Annotated in this window: 17 protein-coding genes; 5 read left to right on the top strand and 12 right to left on the bottom strand. The window is 68.0% G+C overall.

What is annotated here, in order from left to right:
• Nucleotides 1-56: 56 nt before the first annotated feature.
• Nucleotides 57-1,610, bottom strand: coding sequence for a hypothetical protein (locus tag OG555_RS17940; protein ID WP_329484045.1), 1,554 nt, complete (start codon nucleotides 1,608-1,610; stop codon nucleotides 57-59).
• Nucleotides 1,610-2,167, bottom strand: a complete 558-nt coding sequence (locus OG555_RS17935) for a hypothetical protein (protein WP_329484044.1) — start codon at nucleotides 2,165-2,167, stop codon at nucleotides 1,610-1,612. Before OG555_RS17935 ends, OG555_RS17940 begins: the two co-directional genes overlap by 1 nt.
• A gap of 260 nt (nucleotides 2,168-2,427) precedes the next feature.
• Between OG555_RS17935 and OG555_RS17930 the strand changes: the two genes are divergently transcribed.
• Nucleotides 2,428-3,588 carry a molybdopterin-dependent oxidoreductase gene (locus OG555_RS17930; RefSeq protein WP_329484043.1) on the top strand — a complete coding sequence of 387 codons (1,161 nt, stop codon included), beginning with the start codon at nucleotides 2,428-2,430 and terminating at the stop codon, nucleotides 3,586-3,588.
• Complete coding sequence (locus tag OG555_RS17925) at nucleotides 3,585-4,040, top strand: hypothetical protein (protein ID WP_329484042.1); 456 nt, start codon at nucleotides 3,585-3,587, stop codon at nucleotides 4,038-4,040. Before OG555_RS17930 ends, OG555_RS17925 begins: the two co-directional genes overlap by 4 nt.
• Here OG555_RS17925 and OG555_RS17920 read toward each other — a convergent pair.
• Complete coding sequence (locus OG555_RS17920; RefSeq protein ID WP_329484041.1) at nucleotides 3,977-4,807, bottom strand: 3-keto-5-aminohexanoate cleavage protein; 831 nt, start codon at nucleotides 4,805-4,807, stop codon at nucleotides 3,977-3,979. The two genes, OG555_RS17925 and OG555_RS17920, sit on opposite strands and share 64 nt — an antisense overlap.
• Nucleotides 4,808-4,900: 93 nt before the next feature.
• Between OG555_RS17920 and dtd the strand changes: the two genes are divergently transcribed.
• Nucleotides 4,901-5,326: a D-aminoacyl-tRNA deacylase gene (gene dtd, locus OG555_RS17915; RefSeq protein WP_329484040.1), complete on the top strand. Its 426-nt coding sequence runs from the start codon at nucleotides 4,901-4,903 to the stop codon at nucleotides 5,324-5,326.
• Between the two features lie 93 nt (nucleotides 5,327-5,419).
• Here dtd and OG555_RS17910 read toward each other — a convergent pair whose 3' ends face one another.
• The 6 genes from OG555_RS17910 to OG555_RS17885 form a co-directional block, all read right to left on the bottom strand.
• Entirely contained in the window at nucleotides 5,420-6,646 is a 1,227-nt protein-coding gene (locus OG555_RS17910; RefSeq protein WP_329484039.1) for a choice-of-anchor P family protein, read from the bottom strand.
• Between the two features lie 301 nt (nucleotides 6,647-6,947).
• The gene (locus OG555_RS17905; RefSeq protein WP_329484038.1) at nucleotides 6,948-7,244 is read right to left on the bottom strand and encodes a DUF1416 domain-containing protein; all 297 of its coding nucleotides are present in this window, start codon (nucleotides 7,242-7,244) and stop codon (nucleotides 6,948-6,950) included.
• Nucleotide 7,245: 1 nt separating this feature from the next.
• Nucleotides 7,246-8,094, bottom strand: coding sequence for a sulfurtransferase (locus OG555_RS17900; protein ID WP_329484037.1), 849 nt, complete (start codon nucleotides 8,092-8,094; stop codon nucleotides 7,246-7,248).
• Between the two features lie 12 nt (nucleotides 8,095-8,106).
• Nucleotides 8,107-8,571 carry a DUF4395 domain-containing protein gene (locus OG555_RS17895; protein ID WP_329484036.1) on the bottom strand — a complete coding sequence of 155 codons (465 nt, stop codon included), beginning with the start codon at nucleotides 8,569-8,571 and terminating at the stop codon, nucleotides 8,107-8,109.
• 272 nt (nucleotides 8,572-8,843) lie between these two features.
• Nucleotides 8,844-9,731 (bottom strand): RDD family protein, encoded by an 888-nt coding sequence (locus OG555_RS17890; protein ID WP_329484035.1) that lies wholly within the window; start codon nucleotides 9,729-9,731, stop codon nucleotides 8,844-8,846.
• Between the two features lie 81 nt (nucleotides 9,732-9,812).
• Entirely contained in the window at nucleotides 9,813-10,241 is a 429-nt protein-coding gene (locus tag OG555_RS17885; RefSeq protein WP_329484034.1) for a TlpA family protein disulfide reductase, read from the bottom strand.
• A gap of 64 nt (nucleotides 10,242-10,305) precedes the next feature.
• On the opposite strand from OG555_RS17885, the gene arfB reads away from it, so the two are divergent.
• The gene (gene arfB, locus OG555_RS17880) at nucleotides 10,306-10,740 is read left to right on the top strand and encodes an alternative ribosome rescue aminoacyl-tRNA hydrolase ArfB (RefSeq protein WP_329484033.1); all 435 of its coding nucleotides are present in this window, start codon (nucleotides 10,306-10,308) and stop codon (nucleotides 10,738-10,740) included.
• Nucleotides 10,741-10,810: 70 nt separating this feature from the next.
• Here the strand turns inward: arfB and OG555_RS17875 are convergent, their stop codons facing one another.
• Complete coding sequence (locus tag OG555_RS17875; RefSeq protein WP_328524215.1) at nucleotides 10,811-11,521, bottom strand: response regulator transcription factor; 711 nt, start codon at nucleotides 11,519-11,521, stop codon at nucleotides 10,811-10,813.
• A 164-nt stretch (nucleotides 11,522-11,685) separates the two neighbouring features.
• On the opposite strand from OG555_RS17875, the gene OG555_RS17870 reads away from it, so the two are divergent.
• Nucleotides 11,686-11,925: a MoaD/ThiS family protein gene (locus OG555_RS17870; RefSeq protein ID WP_329484032.1), complete on the top strand. Its 240-nt coding sequence runs from the start codon at nucleotides 11,686-11,688 to the stop codon at nucleotides 11,923-11,925.
• A 19-nt stretch (nucleotides 11,926-11,944) separates the two neighbouring features.
• Here OG555_RS17870 and OG555_RS17865 read toward each other — a convergent pair whose 3' ends face one another.
• Nucleotides 11,945-12,253, bottom strand: coding sequence for a hypothetical protein (locus tag OG555_RS17865; RefSeq protein ID WP_329484031.1), 309 nt, complete (start codon nucleotides 12,251-12,253; stop codon nucleotides 11,945-11,947).
• Between the two features lie 255 nt (nucleotides 12,254-12,508).
• Entirely contained in the window at nucleotides 12,509-14,287 is a 1,779-nt protein-coding gene (locus tag OG555_RS17860) for a bifunctional metallophosphatase/5'-nucleotidase (RefSeq protein WP_329484030.1), read from the bottom strand.
• Nucleotides 14,288-14,336: the final 49 nt, after the last annotated feature.

Here is a 14,336-nt window from a genome sequence, read left to right as displayed (position 1 = left end):
GGGTTGTCGTGTTGTGGGTACCCGGGCGGGGTCGTGCCCGCAGGCGCTGTCAGTGATCAGCCGCCAACAGCGGGGCCGTCGTTGCTCGGGCCGCTGCGGCCGGCGGTCTGCTTGTGCAGTTCGCCAGGAGTCCGTCCACCGCGACCATTGCCTGCAAGCTGAGTCGGGTCGGGCGGACTGGCGGCACCCGCCGCGGGCGGGTTTCCGTCGGTGTACACCGAGTGGTTCTTGGCCATCTCGTCCTGGGACATCGTGCGCTTGCCCGTTCCCTGCCGCTGACCGGGCTGCTGATTCTGAGCCCGGGTCTCGGCCAGCACCTGGTTTACCGGCCGATCTCGGTCGGCAGCATTCTGCCTGACCTGCTGCCCGTCCTGCCCCGCCGGCTGCCCGTCCTGGCCTGCCTGCAGCCCGTTCTGCCCTACCTGTTGCCCGTTCTGACCTGCTTGCTGTCCGTCCTGGCCGTTCTGTCCGAACTGCGCGCTCTGGTCCACGGCCGGCTGGGCATCCTGGCCAACCCGCTCGGCATTCGCCCCGTTCTGCTGCGCAGCAAGGTTGGCATCCGCCCGATCCTGGGCCGTAGGCAACGCCGGCTGCGCCCCGGCATCGCCTTGCTCCTGCCCCTGCTCAGCCCTCAGACCTTGCCCCTGCCCCTGCTCAGCCTCTAGACCTTGCTGCTGCCTTTGCTCAGGCTCCTGCTCCCCAGGCTGCCCGCCTTCCAGCGAATCCAGATCCCGATCCTGCCGCTCTGGTGACTCTTCACCGGCCGCCCGGATCACACCGTCGTCACCAAGCTCCGGCCCCCGCTCAACCTCCGGCGCATCCTGATCAACCTCCGGCGCACCCCCATCCAGACCCCGCCCAGGCTCTTCACCAGCCGCCCGAACCACACCGTCGTCACCAAGCTCCGGCCCTCGCTCAACCTCCGGTGCATCCTGGTCAACCTCTGGCGCACCCTGCCCCTCAGCATCCTCGGCCCGCTCGGCTTCTTCGGCCGCGCCCAGCGCCGCACCAGCGGCAGCGCCTTCCACCACACCGGCATCGACGCCGGGATCAGCAGCCTCGCGCTGGTCCGCCCTCGCCCGCTCTTCCCGTCGTGTCTCGGCCTCAGCGTCCTCGCGCTGCTGATCCCGGCGGGCGTCATCCGTCTCCGCCTGCTCTGCCCGTTCATCGGCGTCGTCCACCTCGGCCACTTCGCTGTCGAGCCGCCCGTCGCGGTCGCCGGCGCCGGCGAACTCCTGGGCCTCCGGGATGCCGTTGTCGTTGGGGTCGGTGAGCCGCTGCTCGGTGTCCTGCTCCTGCTGCGCCTCTCGCAGATCCGCTTCGGCCGCATCGACCTGCTGCTGGAGCTCGTCGCGGAGCCGGCGTTGCTCCTCGACCTGCTGCTCCAGCATGGCCGTCCGTTCGGCCGGGTCCATCCCCCGCACCTGCTCGTCGAAATCCCGATCGAACCTCTGCCGGTTCAGGAGCTGCTCCATCGCGGCCCGCCGCTCCCTGTTCGCCCCCATCCGTTGGAGGGAGTTGTAGAGCTGACGCAGCCGCGTGTACAGACGCTGGATCTCGGCGACCACCGACTGCACGACCTCATGCGCCGGGTCATCGTGAATCGCCATCACGCCACCTCACTTGCATAGACGGAGTAGGCAAAGCCGGCCGCGGTGTCCTCCGGCCCGGGTTGGGTCGCGTACAAGTGAAACTCGGCGCCCGGCTTCAGCCAGACGGCCAGGTGGCGTCGGCGGCCCCGCCACTCCGGGGGAATGCGCGCATCCGACCCCGGCCCGACGAAGACCGGTGCGCCCCAGTGCTGGCGAGCCAACTGGAGCTGGGCGGGCCAGTGCGCGTCCAGCCCTTCCTCGGCATCAGGCAACTCGGCCGGTCCGATCTCGTACGCCGACCAGCCACTGCGCGGGCTCTCCGGCAGTACGGCGTCCGGCAGCACGAGCATCACGGTCTCGCGCGGGGTGACCAGCCCCCAGGTGTAGCGGTCGGGGTCGATGTTGCCTGGGGCCCACGGGCGCCAGCCAGTGGCGGCGGTGACGCGGGAGACCAGCGCGCGGATCGCGTCCACGCCGGTGCCCTGCGGTCCCCAGATCGATCTCCAGTCGGAGACCTCGGCCAGATCCGCCATGGCGCGCTCGTCATCGCTCGACGACCGCTGCTGCGTCTTCACCCCGCCACACTCCTCTCCTCAGTCCGCCCAGCCTAAGCCTCCGCCGGTACCACCACCTCCCGAATGACGCGCACTTGTGGACAACGGATCCCTCGCCTTTCGCGTACCTAGGGACGGGTCGCCCCCCCGGGGACCCACCGCCTGGGAGCGCCCGCCGCCGACCAGCCTTGTGTCAGCACCTCCCGTCCTTAAGTACGTCGTTCGCGAGCAGTAAGCGCAGAGCGCCGTACCGACGGGCCGAACTGGGTTGTAGTGGAACCATGAAGCTCCCGGCCCCTCCGACCGAGAAGTCCTTCCCGTCCGCGCTGCACCATCCGCGCACGGCGACGGTGATCGGCCGCTGGCTCGGGCTCGCGGTGGCGATCTGCTTCCTGACCGGCCTGTTCAGCCATTTCCAGCAGGACTCTCCCGCCTGGCTGCACATCCCGAGCCGGCCGGCGTCCCTCTATCGCGTCACCCAGGGCCTGCACGTGCTCAGCGGTACCGTCGTCATCCCGTTGCTGCTGGCAAAGTTGTGGACCGTCTATCCCAAGCTGTTCGCCAAGCTGCCTTGGCCGCCGAGCCGCAAGGCCCTCACCACCGCGCTCGAACGCGGCTCGATCCTCGTCCTCGTCTCCACGATGGCACTCGAACTGTTCACCGGCTTCCTCAACACCCTGCAGTGGTATCCGTGGCCGTTTCCGTTCAAGCAGACCCACTACGCGCTCGCCTGGATCATCGTCGGCGCATTGCTCGTCCACCTCGCCGTCAAACTCCCGCTCATCCTCACGCACTGGCGCCGTACGCCGGCCGACCGCGCCCCGATCGCGGACTCCTTGCCCCCAGCAATCACCGGCCTGACCCGCCGCGGCCTGTTCCGCACCGTCGCCGGCGCCGCCACCCTCGTCGGCATCACCTCGGTCGGTCAGTCCGTCCCGGCCCTGGGCCCGATCGCCGTACTGGCGCCACGCAAACCGAACGTCGGCCCACAAGGTCTGCCCATCAACCGTACGGCGAAGGACGCAGGCGTCGCCGGGATCGACGCGGACTGGCGCTTCACGATCGCGGGCCCACGGCAACTGTCGTACACGCTCGACGAGCTGCAGCAGTTCCCGCAAAGCCGCGCCGACCTGCCGATCGCGTGCGTCGAGGGCTGGAGCCAGGGCGCAAGGTGGGAAGGCATCCGGATCCGCGACCTGCTCCGCCTCAGTGGCGCACCGCCGGGCTCCCGGGTCCGCGTCGTCTCGATGGAGAAGGGCGGCTTCTACGCCACCAGCGAGCTACCAGCTGAGTTCGCCGACGACCCGCTCACTCTCCTGGCCCTCCGCCTGAACGGCGCCGAACTCTCCCTCGACCACGGCTTCCCCGCTCGCATCATCGCCCCCAACCGCCCCGGCGTCCTCCAAACCAAATGGGTCCACCACCTGGAGGTCATCTCATGAAGGCACGTGCCGCACTCGCAGCCACAGGCGTCGGATTCGGACTCTGGGGCCTGTGGTTGCTGGTTGATGCGGTGGAGCCGGCCGAGCTGATTCGGTTGCCGATCTGGCTGGGTGGTGCGGTCGTCGCCGATGACTTCTTCCTGGTGCCGCTGACACTGACCGTCGGCTGGCTCGTCACTCGGTGGTCCACCGGGCCTGATCGGCATCGAACCATTGGCGCCGTGCGGACCACCTTGTTGTACGTCGGTCTCACCACGCTGATCGCGATCCCACTGCTCCTGCGGCAGGGCAAAGGCGTCAACCCGACCGTGCTCCCGCGGGACTACCTCCGCGACTGGTTATTGCTTGAGGCAACGATTGTGGCAGCCGGTGCGGTGGTGTTCCTGGTTCACCGGTCCCGCTTCACATTCAGCAGGTCGCGGGACTCGTCCGGCGACATCGGCGGGCGCTGAGCCAGCGTGGCGAGTGCGGCGGCCCGCTCGACCAGCTCGGCATTGTGGTTCACCGGCTGACCCTTCGCCAGCGTGAGCGTGTCCTCCATGCCGACGCGGAGGTTCCCGCCCTTCGACAACGCGGCCAGAGCGACCGGGAGCGCCGTGCGGCCGATGCCCGTCGCCGACCACGAGGTCACCGCGGCGGGGAGCGCGTTGACGGCTGCCACCAGGGTGTCCGCCGTACCAGGCATGCCGCCCGGCACGCCCATCACCAGGTCGCAGTGCACGCGTCCGCCGTACGGCAGGCCGAACTTGTCCAGCAACCGGTGCAGCGCGGCCACATGCCCGAGGTCGAACAGCTCGAACTCCGGCACCACCTCGCGCTCCTGCGTCAGCTGGTAGAGCTCGGTGACGAACGGCCACGGGTTCATGAACACGTCGTCGCCGAAGTTGACCGTGCCCATGGTCAGCGAACAGGAGTCGGGTACGGCGTCGAGCACGCGGAGCCGGTGGTCGTACGGATCGGTGACTGCGCCGCCGGTGGACAGCTGCACGATCAGCGCCGTGTTCGCCCGGATCGCGGCGACCGTCTCGGTCAGCCGGCCGAGGTCCAGCGTCGGCTTGTGCTCGCCGTCGCGGATGTGGATGTGGATCATCGCCGCCCCCGCGGCCTCGCACCGCTTCGCGGTCTCGACCAGCTCGTCGAGCGTGGTCGGCAGCGCCGGGCAGTCCGCCTTCGCGGTCTCCGCACCGGTGGGAGCAACTGTGATCAGAGTCGACGCCATGAACGAATCCTGCCAGATGTCTGCCCGCAACGAGATATTTGCCGGTGAAGGGGTTCGATCACCGGACGATCTCCGGCACGGCAAGATGTGACTATGAGAGCCGTCGTACAGCGAGTCAGCCAGGCATCGGTCAGCGTCGAGGGCGAGGTGGTCGGCGCGATCGACGGCCCCGGCCTGCTGGTTCTCCTCGGCGTCACCCACGACGACACCCCAGAGAAAGCCGCCGCCCTGGCCGCGAAGATCTGGACCCTCCGCATCCTCCACGACGAACGCTCCGCCGCCGACGAACAGGCCCCGATCCTCGCCATCAGCCAGTTCACCCTGTACGCCGACACCCGCAAAGGCCGCCGCCCGTCCTGGAACGCCGCCGCCCCCGGCCCCGTCTCCGAACCCCTCTACAACGCCTTCTGCACCGCCCTCGAGTCCCTCGGCGCCAAGGTGGAACGAGGCCGCTTCGGAGCCCACATGGACGTCTCCCTGACCAACGACGGCCCAGTAACCCTCATCCTCGACGCCTGACCACAACGAACCGGCCCCCGGATCCATCGGATCCGGGGGCCGGTGTTTGGTTCTGGGTCGGTGAGGTTCGACTCAGAGGGGTGTCGAGCTGGATCAGCTGACGACGCCGGCGGCCGAGTGGCCGACGATGACCTTGGTGTTCAGGCTGTAGACGTCGATCACCAGAGCGTTCACCGAGATGTAGCGGTACTGCTTCAGGACCTGGTTGAAGGTCAGCCGGGCGACACCCGGGATGTCCAGGGTCTGGTTCACACCGGTCTTGACCGGGTAGGTCTTGTTGCCGACCTTGATCGAGGCGATGCTCGAGGACGAGCTCACGCCACCCTTGCCGTCCTTGGTCTTCCACGCGGAGGCGGAGGACTCGATGGCGCCGATGGACAGGTTGCCCACCTTCACACCCGCGACGTGCGAGGTGAAGTTGATGTAGGACTTGTTCTCGCCGATGGCGCCGTTCTTGGTGGTGTAGACCCCACCGACGTAGGCGACCTTCGGGATGTTCACCTCGCCGACCGCGACCTTGACCGTCTTGCCCTCAGTACCCTGGCAGGTGGTCTGAAGCGACGTCGGACCGGACACGACCAGCTTGTCGGCGTTGGCCTTGGTGCCGTACGCGTCACCGATCACCAGCGCGGTGGCCGGCTTGGAGATCTCCGCGCGGGTCTTCAGCACCGCGACGTCGACGCCCTCCGGGACGTACTGGTTCTTCACGTTCGCGTGGATCACGACGGCCTGCGCGTACGAGTAGATGCCGGAGCTGGTCTTCACGCCACCGACACGGTTCAGCACGATGTAGCCGAGGCCCGGTACGGCGACCTTGGTGTTCCACTTCGGCGCGAGCAGCGACGGCACCGAAACGGCGCCGATCTTCACACCGGCGAACGTGGTGTTGCCCGTGTAGGACAGCTTGCCCTTGTAGTACCGCGCCGTGGTGGTGGTCTGCACACCCGTCAGCGTCAGCAGGTTGCCGACCTTGATGTCGACCGCGGTGGCGTTGCTGGTCACGCCGGTACCGCTCTTGTCGTTGAACGCGTGCGTGTCGGTGCGCACGCTGCGCGCGATCGCCTGGTTGTTCACGTTCGCCGTGGCGATGTCGTTCTTGTCGGCCTTGGTCGGGTCCGTGGTGCAACCGAACTTGCTGACGACCTGCGGGCCGCTGTTCGCCAGCCCGGATTCAACGTCGGTCCCGTACGAGTAGCCGCTGTATCCGAAAACCGGCGAGGCGGACGCAGAACCCGAAGTCAGCGCGATCGTAGAAGCCACGCCGACAACCGCCGCAACACCGACGGCAGCGAGCTTCTTGTATCCGATGCGGGGTCGCATTGACCCCTCCTCCCTGAGTGATGACGTGACCCGAAGTGCGGGTCAGGACACAGACACAACTCAGCCGGTTGCGGTAGGTGACGAGCGGAGTGCGCTCCGAGACCAAACCGTTACATCTGTGCTCGTTCCGCAAGATTCGACCGATGACCCGTAACTCCGAAGCGATGACGCAAACCCCAGTCCCGCAGGCGTTTCCGGACATGCCGAAGGGCCCGGACGCGCAAGGTCCGGGCCCTTCGGGGCTACCTTCAGGGTGGGCCACCTTCGGGTGGTGGTGGCACCATCAGTAACGAACGACAGGTCAGACGGTGACGGCCACTTCCGCGACCTCGCCGTACTGCGCGACCACCTGGCGGTCGACCGGGTCCGCCTTCGGCGCCAGCGTGCGCAGCGTCCAGCTGCCCGGCGCCGCGAAGAACCGGAAGTGCCCGGTCGCCGACGTCGGCACTTCGGCGGTGAACTCACCCGTTGCGTCGAGCAACCGCACGTACGCGCCGCCGACCGGCTCCTCGCCGCGCAGCACCTGGCCCTGGATCACTGCTTCCTTGTCGACGTCGACACCCTTGAGGTCGAGGCCGCCCTTCTTCGCTCCGCACATGTCAGGCCTCCCCGGGCTCGTCGCCGAGTGCTACGGGTACGCCGACCAGCGAACCCCACTCGGTCCAGGATCCGTCGTAGTTCTTCACGTTCGGCTGGCCGAGGATCTCGTGCAGCACGAACCAGGTGTGCGCCGAGCGCTCGCCGATCCGGCAGTACGCGATGGTGTCCTTGCCGAAGTCCACGCCGGCGTCGGCGTACAGCGTCTTCAGCTCGTCGTCGGAGCGGAACGTGCCGTCGTCGTTGGCCGCCTTGCTCCACGGGATGCTGGCCGCGGTCGGGATGTGACCCGCGCGCTGCGCCTGCTCCTGCGGCAGGTGGGCCGGGGCGAGCAGCCGGCCGGCGTACTCGTCGGGGCTGCGCACGTCGACCAGGTTCTTCACGCCGATGGCGTCCTTGACCTCGTCGCGGAAGGCGCGGATCTCCAGGTTCTGCGGCTGCGCGGAGTACTCGGTGGCCTCGCGCTTGACCACCTCGTCGGTCAGCTCACGGCTGTCCAGCTCCCAGCGCTTGCGGCCGCCGTCGAGCAGGCGGACGTCGCCGTGGCCGTAGAGCTTGAAGTACCAGTACGCGTACGCCGCGAACCAGTTGTTGTTGCCGCCGTACAGCACGACCGTGTCGTCGGTCTTCACCCCGCGGTCGGACAGCAGCGCCTCGAACTGCTGCTTGTTGACGAAGTCCCGCCGGACCGGGTCCTGCAGATCGTCCTGCCAATCGATCTTGATCGCGCCGGCGATGTGGCCGGCGTCGTACGCCGAGACGTCTTCGTCGACCTCGATCAGGACGACCCCGGCGTCGGTCTTGTGCTCCTCGACCCAGTCGGCCGAGACGAGCGCGGATTCCCTGCTCATGTGTGCTGCCTCTCAGTTGGTAGCGGTGCTGGTGTCACGGGTTGGCGTACGAATGCGGTGGATCAGCAGATAGGCCTCGCAGCCGAGGCAGAGCCCGACGGTGGCGTTCACGAACGCCGCCACCAGGGCGAATCCGGTGGCGACCACGCCCAGCACGGTCGCGCCGGTCAGGTACCCGATCAGACCGGCGACCGCGAAGACGAGGCCGACCAGCTGGGCGAACCGCGGCGGGGCCGCGTCCTCCAGCTCCTTGGGGGGACCCAGCCGGGGGCGGATCAGCCGCTTGAACAACAGCCCGTACGGCGACGCCTGGACGCCGAACGCGACCGAGATCGCGAACACCACGGCTTGCACCGCGAGCGGCCAGGGGCTGTTCAGTACGAGCGTCAACGCCAGGACGACCGTGGTCACACCGGCCGCGAACCGGAGTCCCCGCGGATCGACCTGGAGGCTTTGCTTCGCCGTCTGTTCGGACATGACGACTCCCGGAGGAGAGAAGATTCGAGCCGGACCCGCCCGGGTCTGCGGGAGGCGACGTACGCGAAACCGTGCTCAGCGACCGGTCTCGCAGCGCTCGGGACGCCGCCTGGTCAGCGGCGACGACACAGCGACGAGCGCATCCGGCAGTTGTCCACTGCCCTGCGCTTGGTCAGCCATGTCGTGTACGCCACGCATCGAGAGTACGGAAACCGGGCGGACTAGCCAGCCGTGGTCCCACTGAATGAGACAATTGATCAGATTGCGGACAATCAGGTCCGGACCACGTTCGTGTGGGCGACCTTGTCGTGCAGCGCCTGCTTCTTGTCGTCCCAGAGCGGCCAGAGGTAGTTGATCAGAGCAAGAAAGCTGAACAACGTCCCGACCAGCGGGATCGTGGCCAGCAGGCTGAGTCCGATGATGAAGCCGTACCGCTTCGCCACGGCGGATCCGGGCGGATTGCCCGGCACGTCCCGGAGCCGGACGCCGATTCCGAGCGCCCTCTTGCCGGGCGTGGCGCCCTTCTTGGTCAGGAACAGGTACTGGTAGACGAACGACACCAGGAGCCCGAGCAGCACCGCCGGGATGATCCACTTGTACGCCTCGGGCGGCAGCGCGGTGCTGGTCGTCGGGGTGCCGGCCTCCGCTGCATTCAGCGTGTCTTCGAAGTACTTCCAGATCACCTGGGAGTACTGGTAGTAGAAGTAGCCGGTCAGCGGCAGGCCGATGATCCCGACGATGATCGAGTCGATGATGAAGGCGAACACCCGGCGCCACCAGCCCGACAGCGGCTGCCCGTCCGGCGTCGCGGCTACCCGCCGCCCGGGGTAGCCGTAGCCCTGCTGCTGAAAACCCTGCCCGTACTGCGGCTGGCCGTATTGGGGCTGCCCAGGTTGCGGTTGCCCGTACGGCGCTTGACCGGTCTGTTGCGGCCGCGCGCCGTACTGCGCCGGCGCTTGCTGGCCGCCGCCGTACACCTGACCGTGCTGCGCGGGCTGGCCGTACTGCGGTTGGCCGGTGGCCGCGGGCTGGCCGAACTGGCCCTGGAACGGCGGCGGGCCCTCCTGGGCACGGTGCTGGTCCGTCCAAGCCTCACCGTCCCAGTAGCGCTGCTGGGTCGGGTCCTGGGGGTCGTCGTACCAACCGGCTGGGAAGCTCACCGCCATAGCATCGCCTAAGTCCGAGGGCATCCGCCATTCAGTTACAGGTATCTGTCAATCAATTGCAGTCTGCGGACGGACTCAGTTGGGCTGGCGCTCGATCGCGGTGGCCAGCGCGGCGATCACGTCAGGCTTGCGCGGCGCGCCACTGGCCCGCTTGACGACCGCTCCGGTGCTGTCGAGCACCAGCGTCGTCGGGGTCCGCAGGATGTCGAGCCGCCGGACCAGCTCCAGATGCGACTCCGCGTCGAGCTCGACGTGCCGCACTCCCTCGACCATGCCCTCGACCTCGGCCAGCGTTCGCCGCGTCGCCCGGCACGGCGCACAGAACGCCGACGAGAACTGCAGCAAGGTGGCCCGCTCGCCGAGCTCGCCACCGACCTCGGCCGCCGACACCCGCTCCACGTCCTCGACCTTCCCCCGGAACCGTCCGTCAACCCACGTTTTGAGCGCACTGAGCAGCACACCGGCGCCTACCGCGCCGACCAGCACCCAGATACCCAAGCTCACAACAATCCACAGTACGGCGGTGTGTTTACGATTCAACCGCGCGTTTCACTCCTCGGACTGGACAATGGGGTCCGTGGAGAACGGGTTGACGGTCCGAGGCGGGGTTGTGATTCCCGAGGCCGAGCTGGAGTGGCGGTTCTCGCGGTCCGGCGGGCCGGGTGGGCAGTCCGTCAACACCACGGACAGCCGGGTCGAGCTGAGCTTCGACGTGGCCGGTACGACGGCGTTGAGCGACGTACTGAAGACCCGGGCGCTCGAGCGGCTGGAGTCGCGGCTGGTCGGGGGCGTGGTGACCATCGCGGCGTCGGAGTACAAGTCGCAGTGGCGCAACCGGGAGGCCGCCCGGGAGCGCCTGGCCGTGCTGCTGCGGGAGGCGATCGCGCCACCGCCCCGGCCGCGGCGGCCGACCAAGCCGAGCAAGGCCTCGGTCCGCCGCCGGCTCGACGCCAAGAAGCGCCGGGGCCAGACCAAGCGCCTCCGCGGCCGACCGGACGACTGACGGGGACGTCGCGTCCAGCTGGAAGTTGCCGAAGGCCCCTAACCTGCTCACGCAGGTCGAATGCGAGGGGTCAGGCGTTGGCGTCGGCGGTCTCGCGGGTTGTGGTCGGCGGGATGACGAAGCGGTACCCGACGTTTCGTACGGTGCCGATCAGCGACTCGTGCTCCGGGCCGAGCTTCGCGCGCAACCGCCGTACGTGAACGTCTACCGTCCGCGTGCCGCCGAAGTAGTCGTAGCCCCAGACCTCCTGCAGCAACTGCTCCCGGGTGAACACCCGCCCCGGATGTTGCGCGAGGAACTTGAACAGCTCGAACTCCTTGTAGGTCAGGTCGAGCGCCCGCCCGTTGAGCTTCGCCGTGTACGACGCCTCGTCGATGACGACATCGCCGCTACGGATCAACGTGGAGTCGGGCTCCTCGTTCCGCACCGCAGCGAGCCGGCCGATGACGAGGCGCAGCCGCGCCTCGATCTCCGCCGGACCGGCCGTGTCGAGCAGTACGTCGTCCGCACCCCAGTCGGCGTTCACCGCGGTCAGACCGCCCTCGGTGACGACCAGGATCAGCGGTACGTCGATGCCCGTCGTACGGATCAGGCGGGACACCCCGCGGACGGCGACCAGGTCACGCCGGGCGTCGAGCAGGACAGCGTCCGCGTCCGGAGCATCGACCAGGGCGGCGACCTCGGCGGGTAGGATCCGGATCTGGTGCGGCAGCAGGGCGAGCGACGGCAGGACCTCTGTGGAGGCCTGCAACGCGTTCGTCAGCAGAAGCAACGTGCTCACGCTGTCTCCTTGCGCTGATCATCGGATCCTTCGTGAGCGACCCGGTCCAAGGGCGGTGTCAAGCCCCTGCGGCGTCATTGCCGGGGGCCCGAGACACGCTGGAAAGCAACAGCAAGCTGACATAATAGCGGAAGACTTAACCGATAAGTGAGGCCTGCGACCACATGCCGGAAGTGACCATCAGGTACTTCGCCGCCGCGCGCTCCGCCGCCGGCCGGTCCACCGCGACCGCCGAAGCCACCTCGATCGGCGACCTCGTCGCGACCGTCTCGGCCGACCGCCCCGAACTGGCCCGCGTCCTCTCGATCTGCACCTTCCTCCTCAACGGCGAACGCGCAGACCCCACCACCGCCCTCTCCGCCGGCGCCCAGGTAGACGCCCTCCCACCCTTCGCCGGCGGCTGACCCACCCCCGACGGCTGAATCAGAAGAACAACTTCAGCAGGACGAAGGCGAGCGCCACAGCGGTCGTCAACGCCGCCTTCCCCGACCCGAACCCCCGCCGGAACGCGGTCACGAACACAGCCACCGTCAGCGGAACCAGCATCACCAGCAACGTGATGCCTGCCGCGTGAACCCCCACATGCGCCCGCCCGGTCAGCACCAGCCCGACCACGAACGCGAACGTCAACCCGAGCCAGGTAGTGACCTGGATCGGCCCATCCTCACTGCGATGCCCGCGATGCGACGCCCGGGCCGCACGGCGATGCGAAGTCGGAGCAACGTGCGACATCGGTCACCTTCCGAAAAGAACCGAATACGCAAGGTAGCAGCAACCCCGCATGCACGTAAAAGCCACAACCAGTGCTCGTCGCACAACCCGGCTCACAAACCCCAGGAGCCTCAGAAGCCCCACCTGTAACGGAACTCGCGGACCGACCGAGCCCCCTGGCGACGCAGCCTTCCCCCGCCGAGGCCGGTACGCCGCGCACAACGGCGTACCGGCCGGGTCACGGCGTACCGACTGATGCGGCGTACCGGCTGGTTGTCAGGAGCCGATGGAGATGCGGTCCGTGGCGACCGGTGTGTAGGGGTCGTGAGCGGTCAGGTAGTTGGCGAAGGCGTCGATGTCGAGGCCGCCGAAGAACTTGTTCGTCGCGGTGGTGAAGGCAGGGAAGCCGTCGCCACCATCAGAGAGGAAGTTGTTCGTGACGATGCGGTACGACGTTCCGTCCACCAGCGGCTGCCCCGCGATCTTGATCGAGTCCGCGACCACCTTCGAGCCCGCCGCGGCCGCCGGGTTCCAGGTGTAGGTGATGCCCGCGACCTGGAGCACCTTGAACTTCGCCGTCTCGGGACCGTTCACCCCGGAGAACTGCTGCTCCAGCAACGCCTTGATCTGCGTCCCGGTCATGTCCATCGACACCAGGAAGTTGTTGAACGGCTGCACGGTGAACGCCTGCCCGAAGGTGACCTGGCCGTTGGTCGACGCCAGGTCGGCACGGATACCGCCCGGGTTCATGAACGCCACCACCGGTGTCTTCCCGCCCGTCACGACCGACGGATCGGCGAGCTGAGCGTCCGCGATCAAGTTGCCCAGTGGCGATTCGAGCGAGTCGTCGGGCGTCCGCACCACCGACGGCGTGGTGATGTGGCCGATCACCTTGTTCGCAATCGGATCGACCAGCGTCTTGTACTTGGCGATCAGCTCGGCCGTCTTGCGGTCCTGCACCACGTCCTGGGTGACGATCTGGTTGTTGGCCAGCGTGTTCACCCGGTCGACGTCACCGGTCGCGTTGTTGATGCTCAACCGGACCTCGGTGACGAGCCGGCCGAACGACGAGGCACTGGTGACGAGCCGCGGCTGCTTGGCGCTGTCCAGCAGGGAGCAGTTGTATGCCTGGTGGGTGTGGCCGGAGATGATCGCGTCGATCTCCGGGTCCAGTCCCGCGTTGATGTCGACCACCGGACCGGAGATGCCCGGGCAGCTGTTGTACGCCTTCGGGTCGGCCGGGAAGCCCCCCTCGTGCAGCAGCACGACGATCGACTTCACACCCTGCTTCTTCAGGATCGGGACCAGCGCGTTCGCCGTCTCGACCTCGTCCTTGAAGGTCAGCCCCTCGACACCGGACTTGGTGACGATGTTCGGCGTGTTCTCCAGCGTCATGCCGATGAACGCGACCTTCTGACCGTCATCGAAGGTCTTGATCGTGTACGGCGCGAACAGCGTCTGCTGCGTGTTCTCGAAGAACACGTTCGCGGACAGGTACTTGAACTTGGCGCCCGTGAACGGGTGCTTCGCGTCCGGGCAGGAGTTCTGGTTGTTCTGCCCGTCGCCGTCCGGCAGGCAGCCGCCGGTCTGCATCCGGAGCAGCTCGTGCCAGCCCTCGTCGAACTCGTGGTTGCCGACCGAGGCCGCCTCGAGGCCCATCCCGTTCAGCGCCTCGATCGTCGGCTCGTCGTGGAACGCGGCCGACAGCAGCGGCGAGGCGCCGATCAGGTCACCGGCGGCGACCGTGACGGAGTCCTGCCCCTTGGCCGCCGCGGCCGCGCGCAGGTCCTTCAGGTGGGTCGCGAGGTACGCCGCGCCGCCCGCCGGGATGCCGTTGATGTTGCCGCTCGAGCCCGTCGCCGGCTCCAGGTTGCCGTGGAAGTCGTTGATGGCGAGCAGTTGGATCTGGGTGTGCGTCGGCTTGGGCTTCGCCGGCGCAGCCTGGGTCACGGTTCCCCCCGTGGCCATGGCGAGCACCGCGACCGTCCCGGCGGCGAGCAGGCCAACGACCCGTCGTCCCCCCAACCGCGTCTTGTCTCGTCCTGTCAGGGCCATGTCTACTCCGTCGTCGTGGCGGTCACCGCGGATGGCGGTCCCGCGAAAA

The organism is Kribbella sp. NBC_01484 (assembly GCF_036227145.1).
Lineage (GTDB): Bacteria > Actinomycetota > Actinomycetes > Propionibacteriales > Kribbellaceae > Kribbella.
This window is presented reverse-complemented; position numbering and strand designations above follow the sequence as displayed.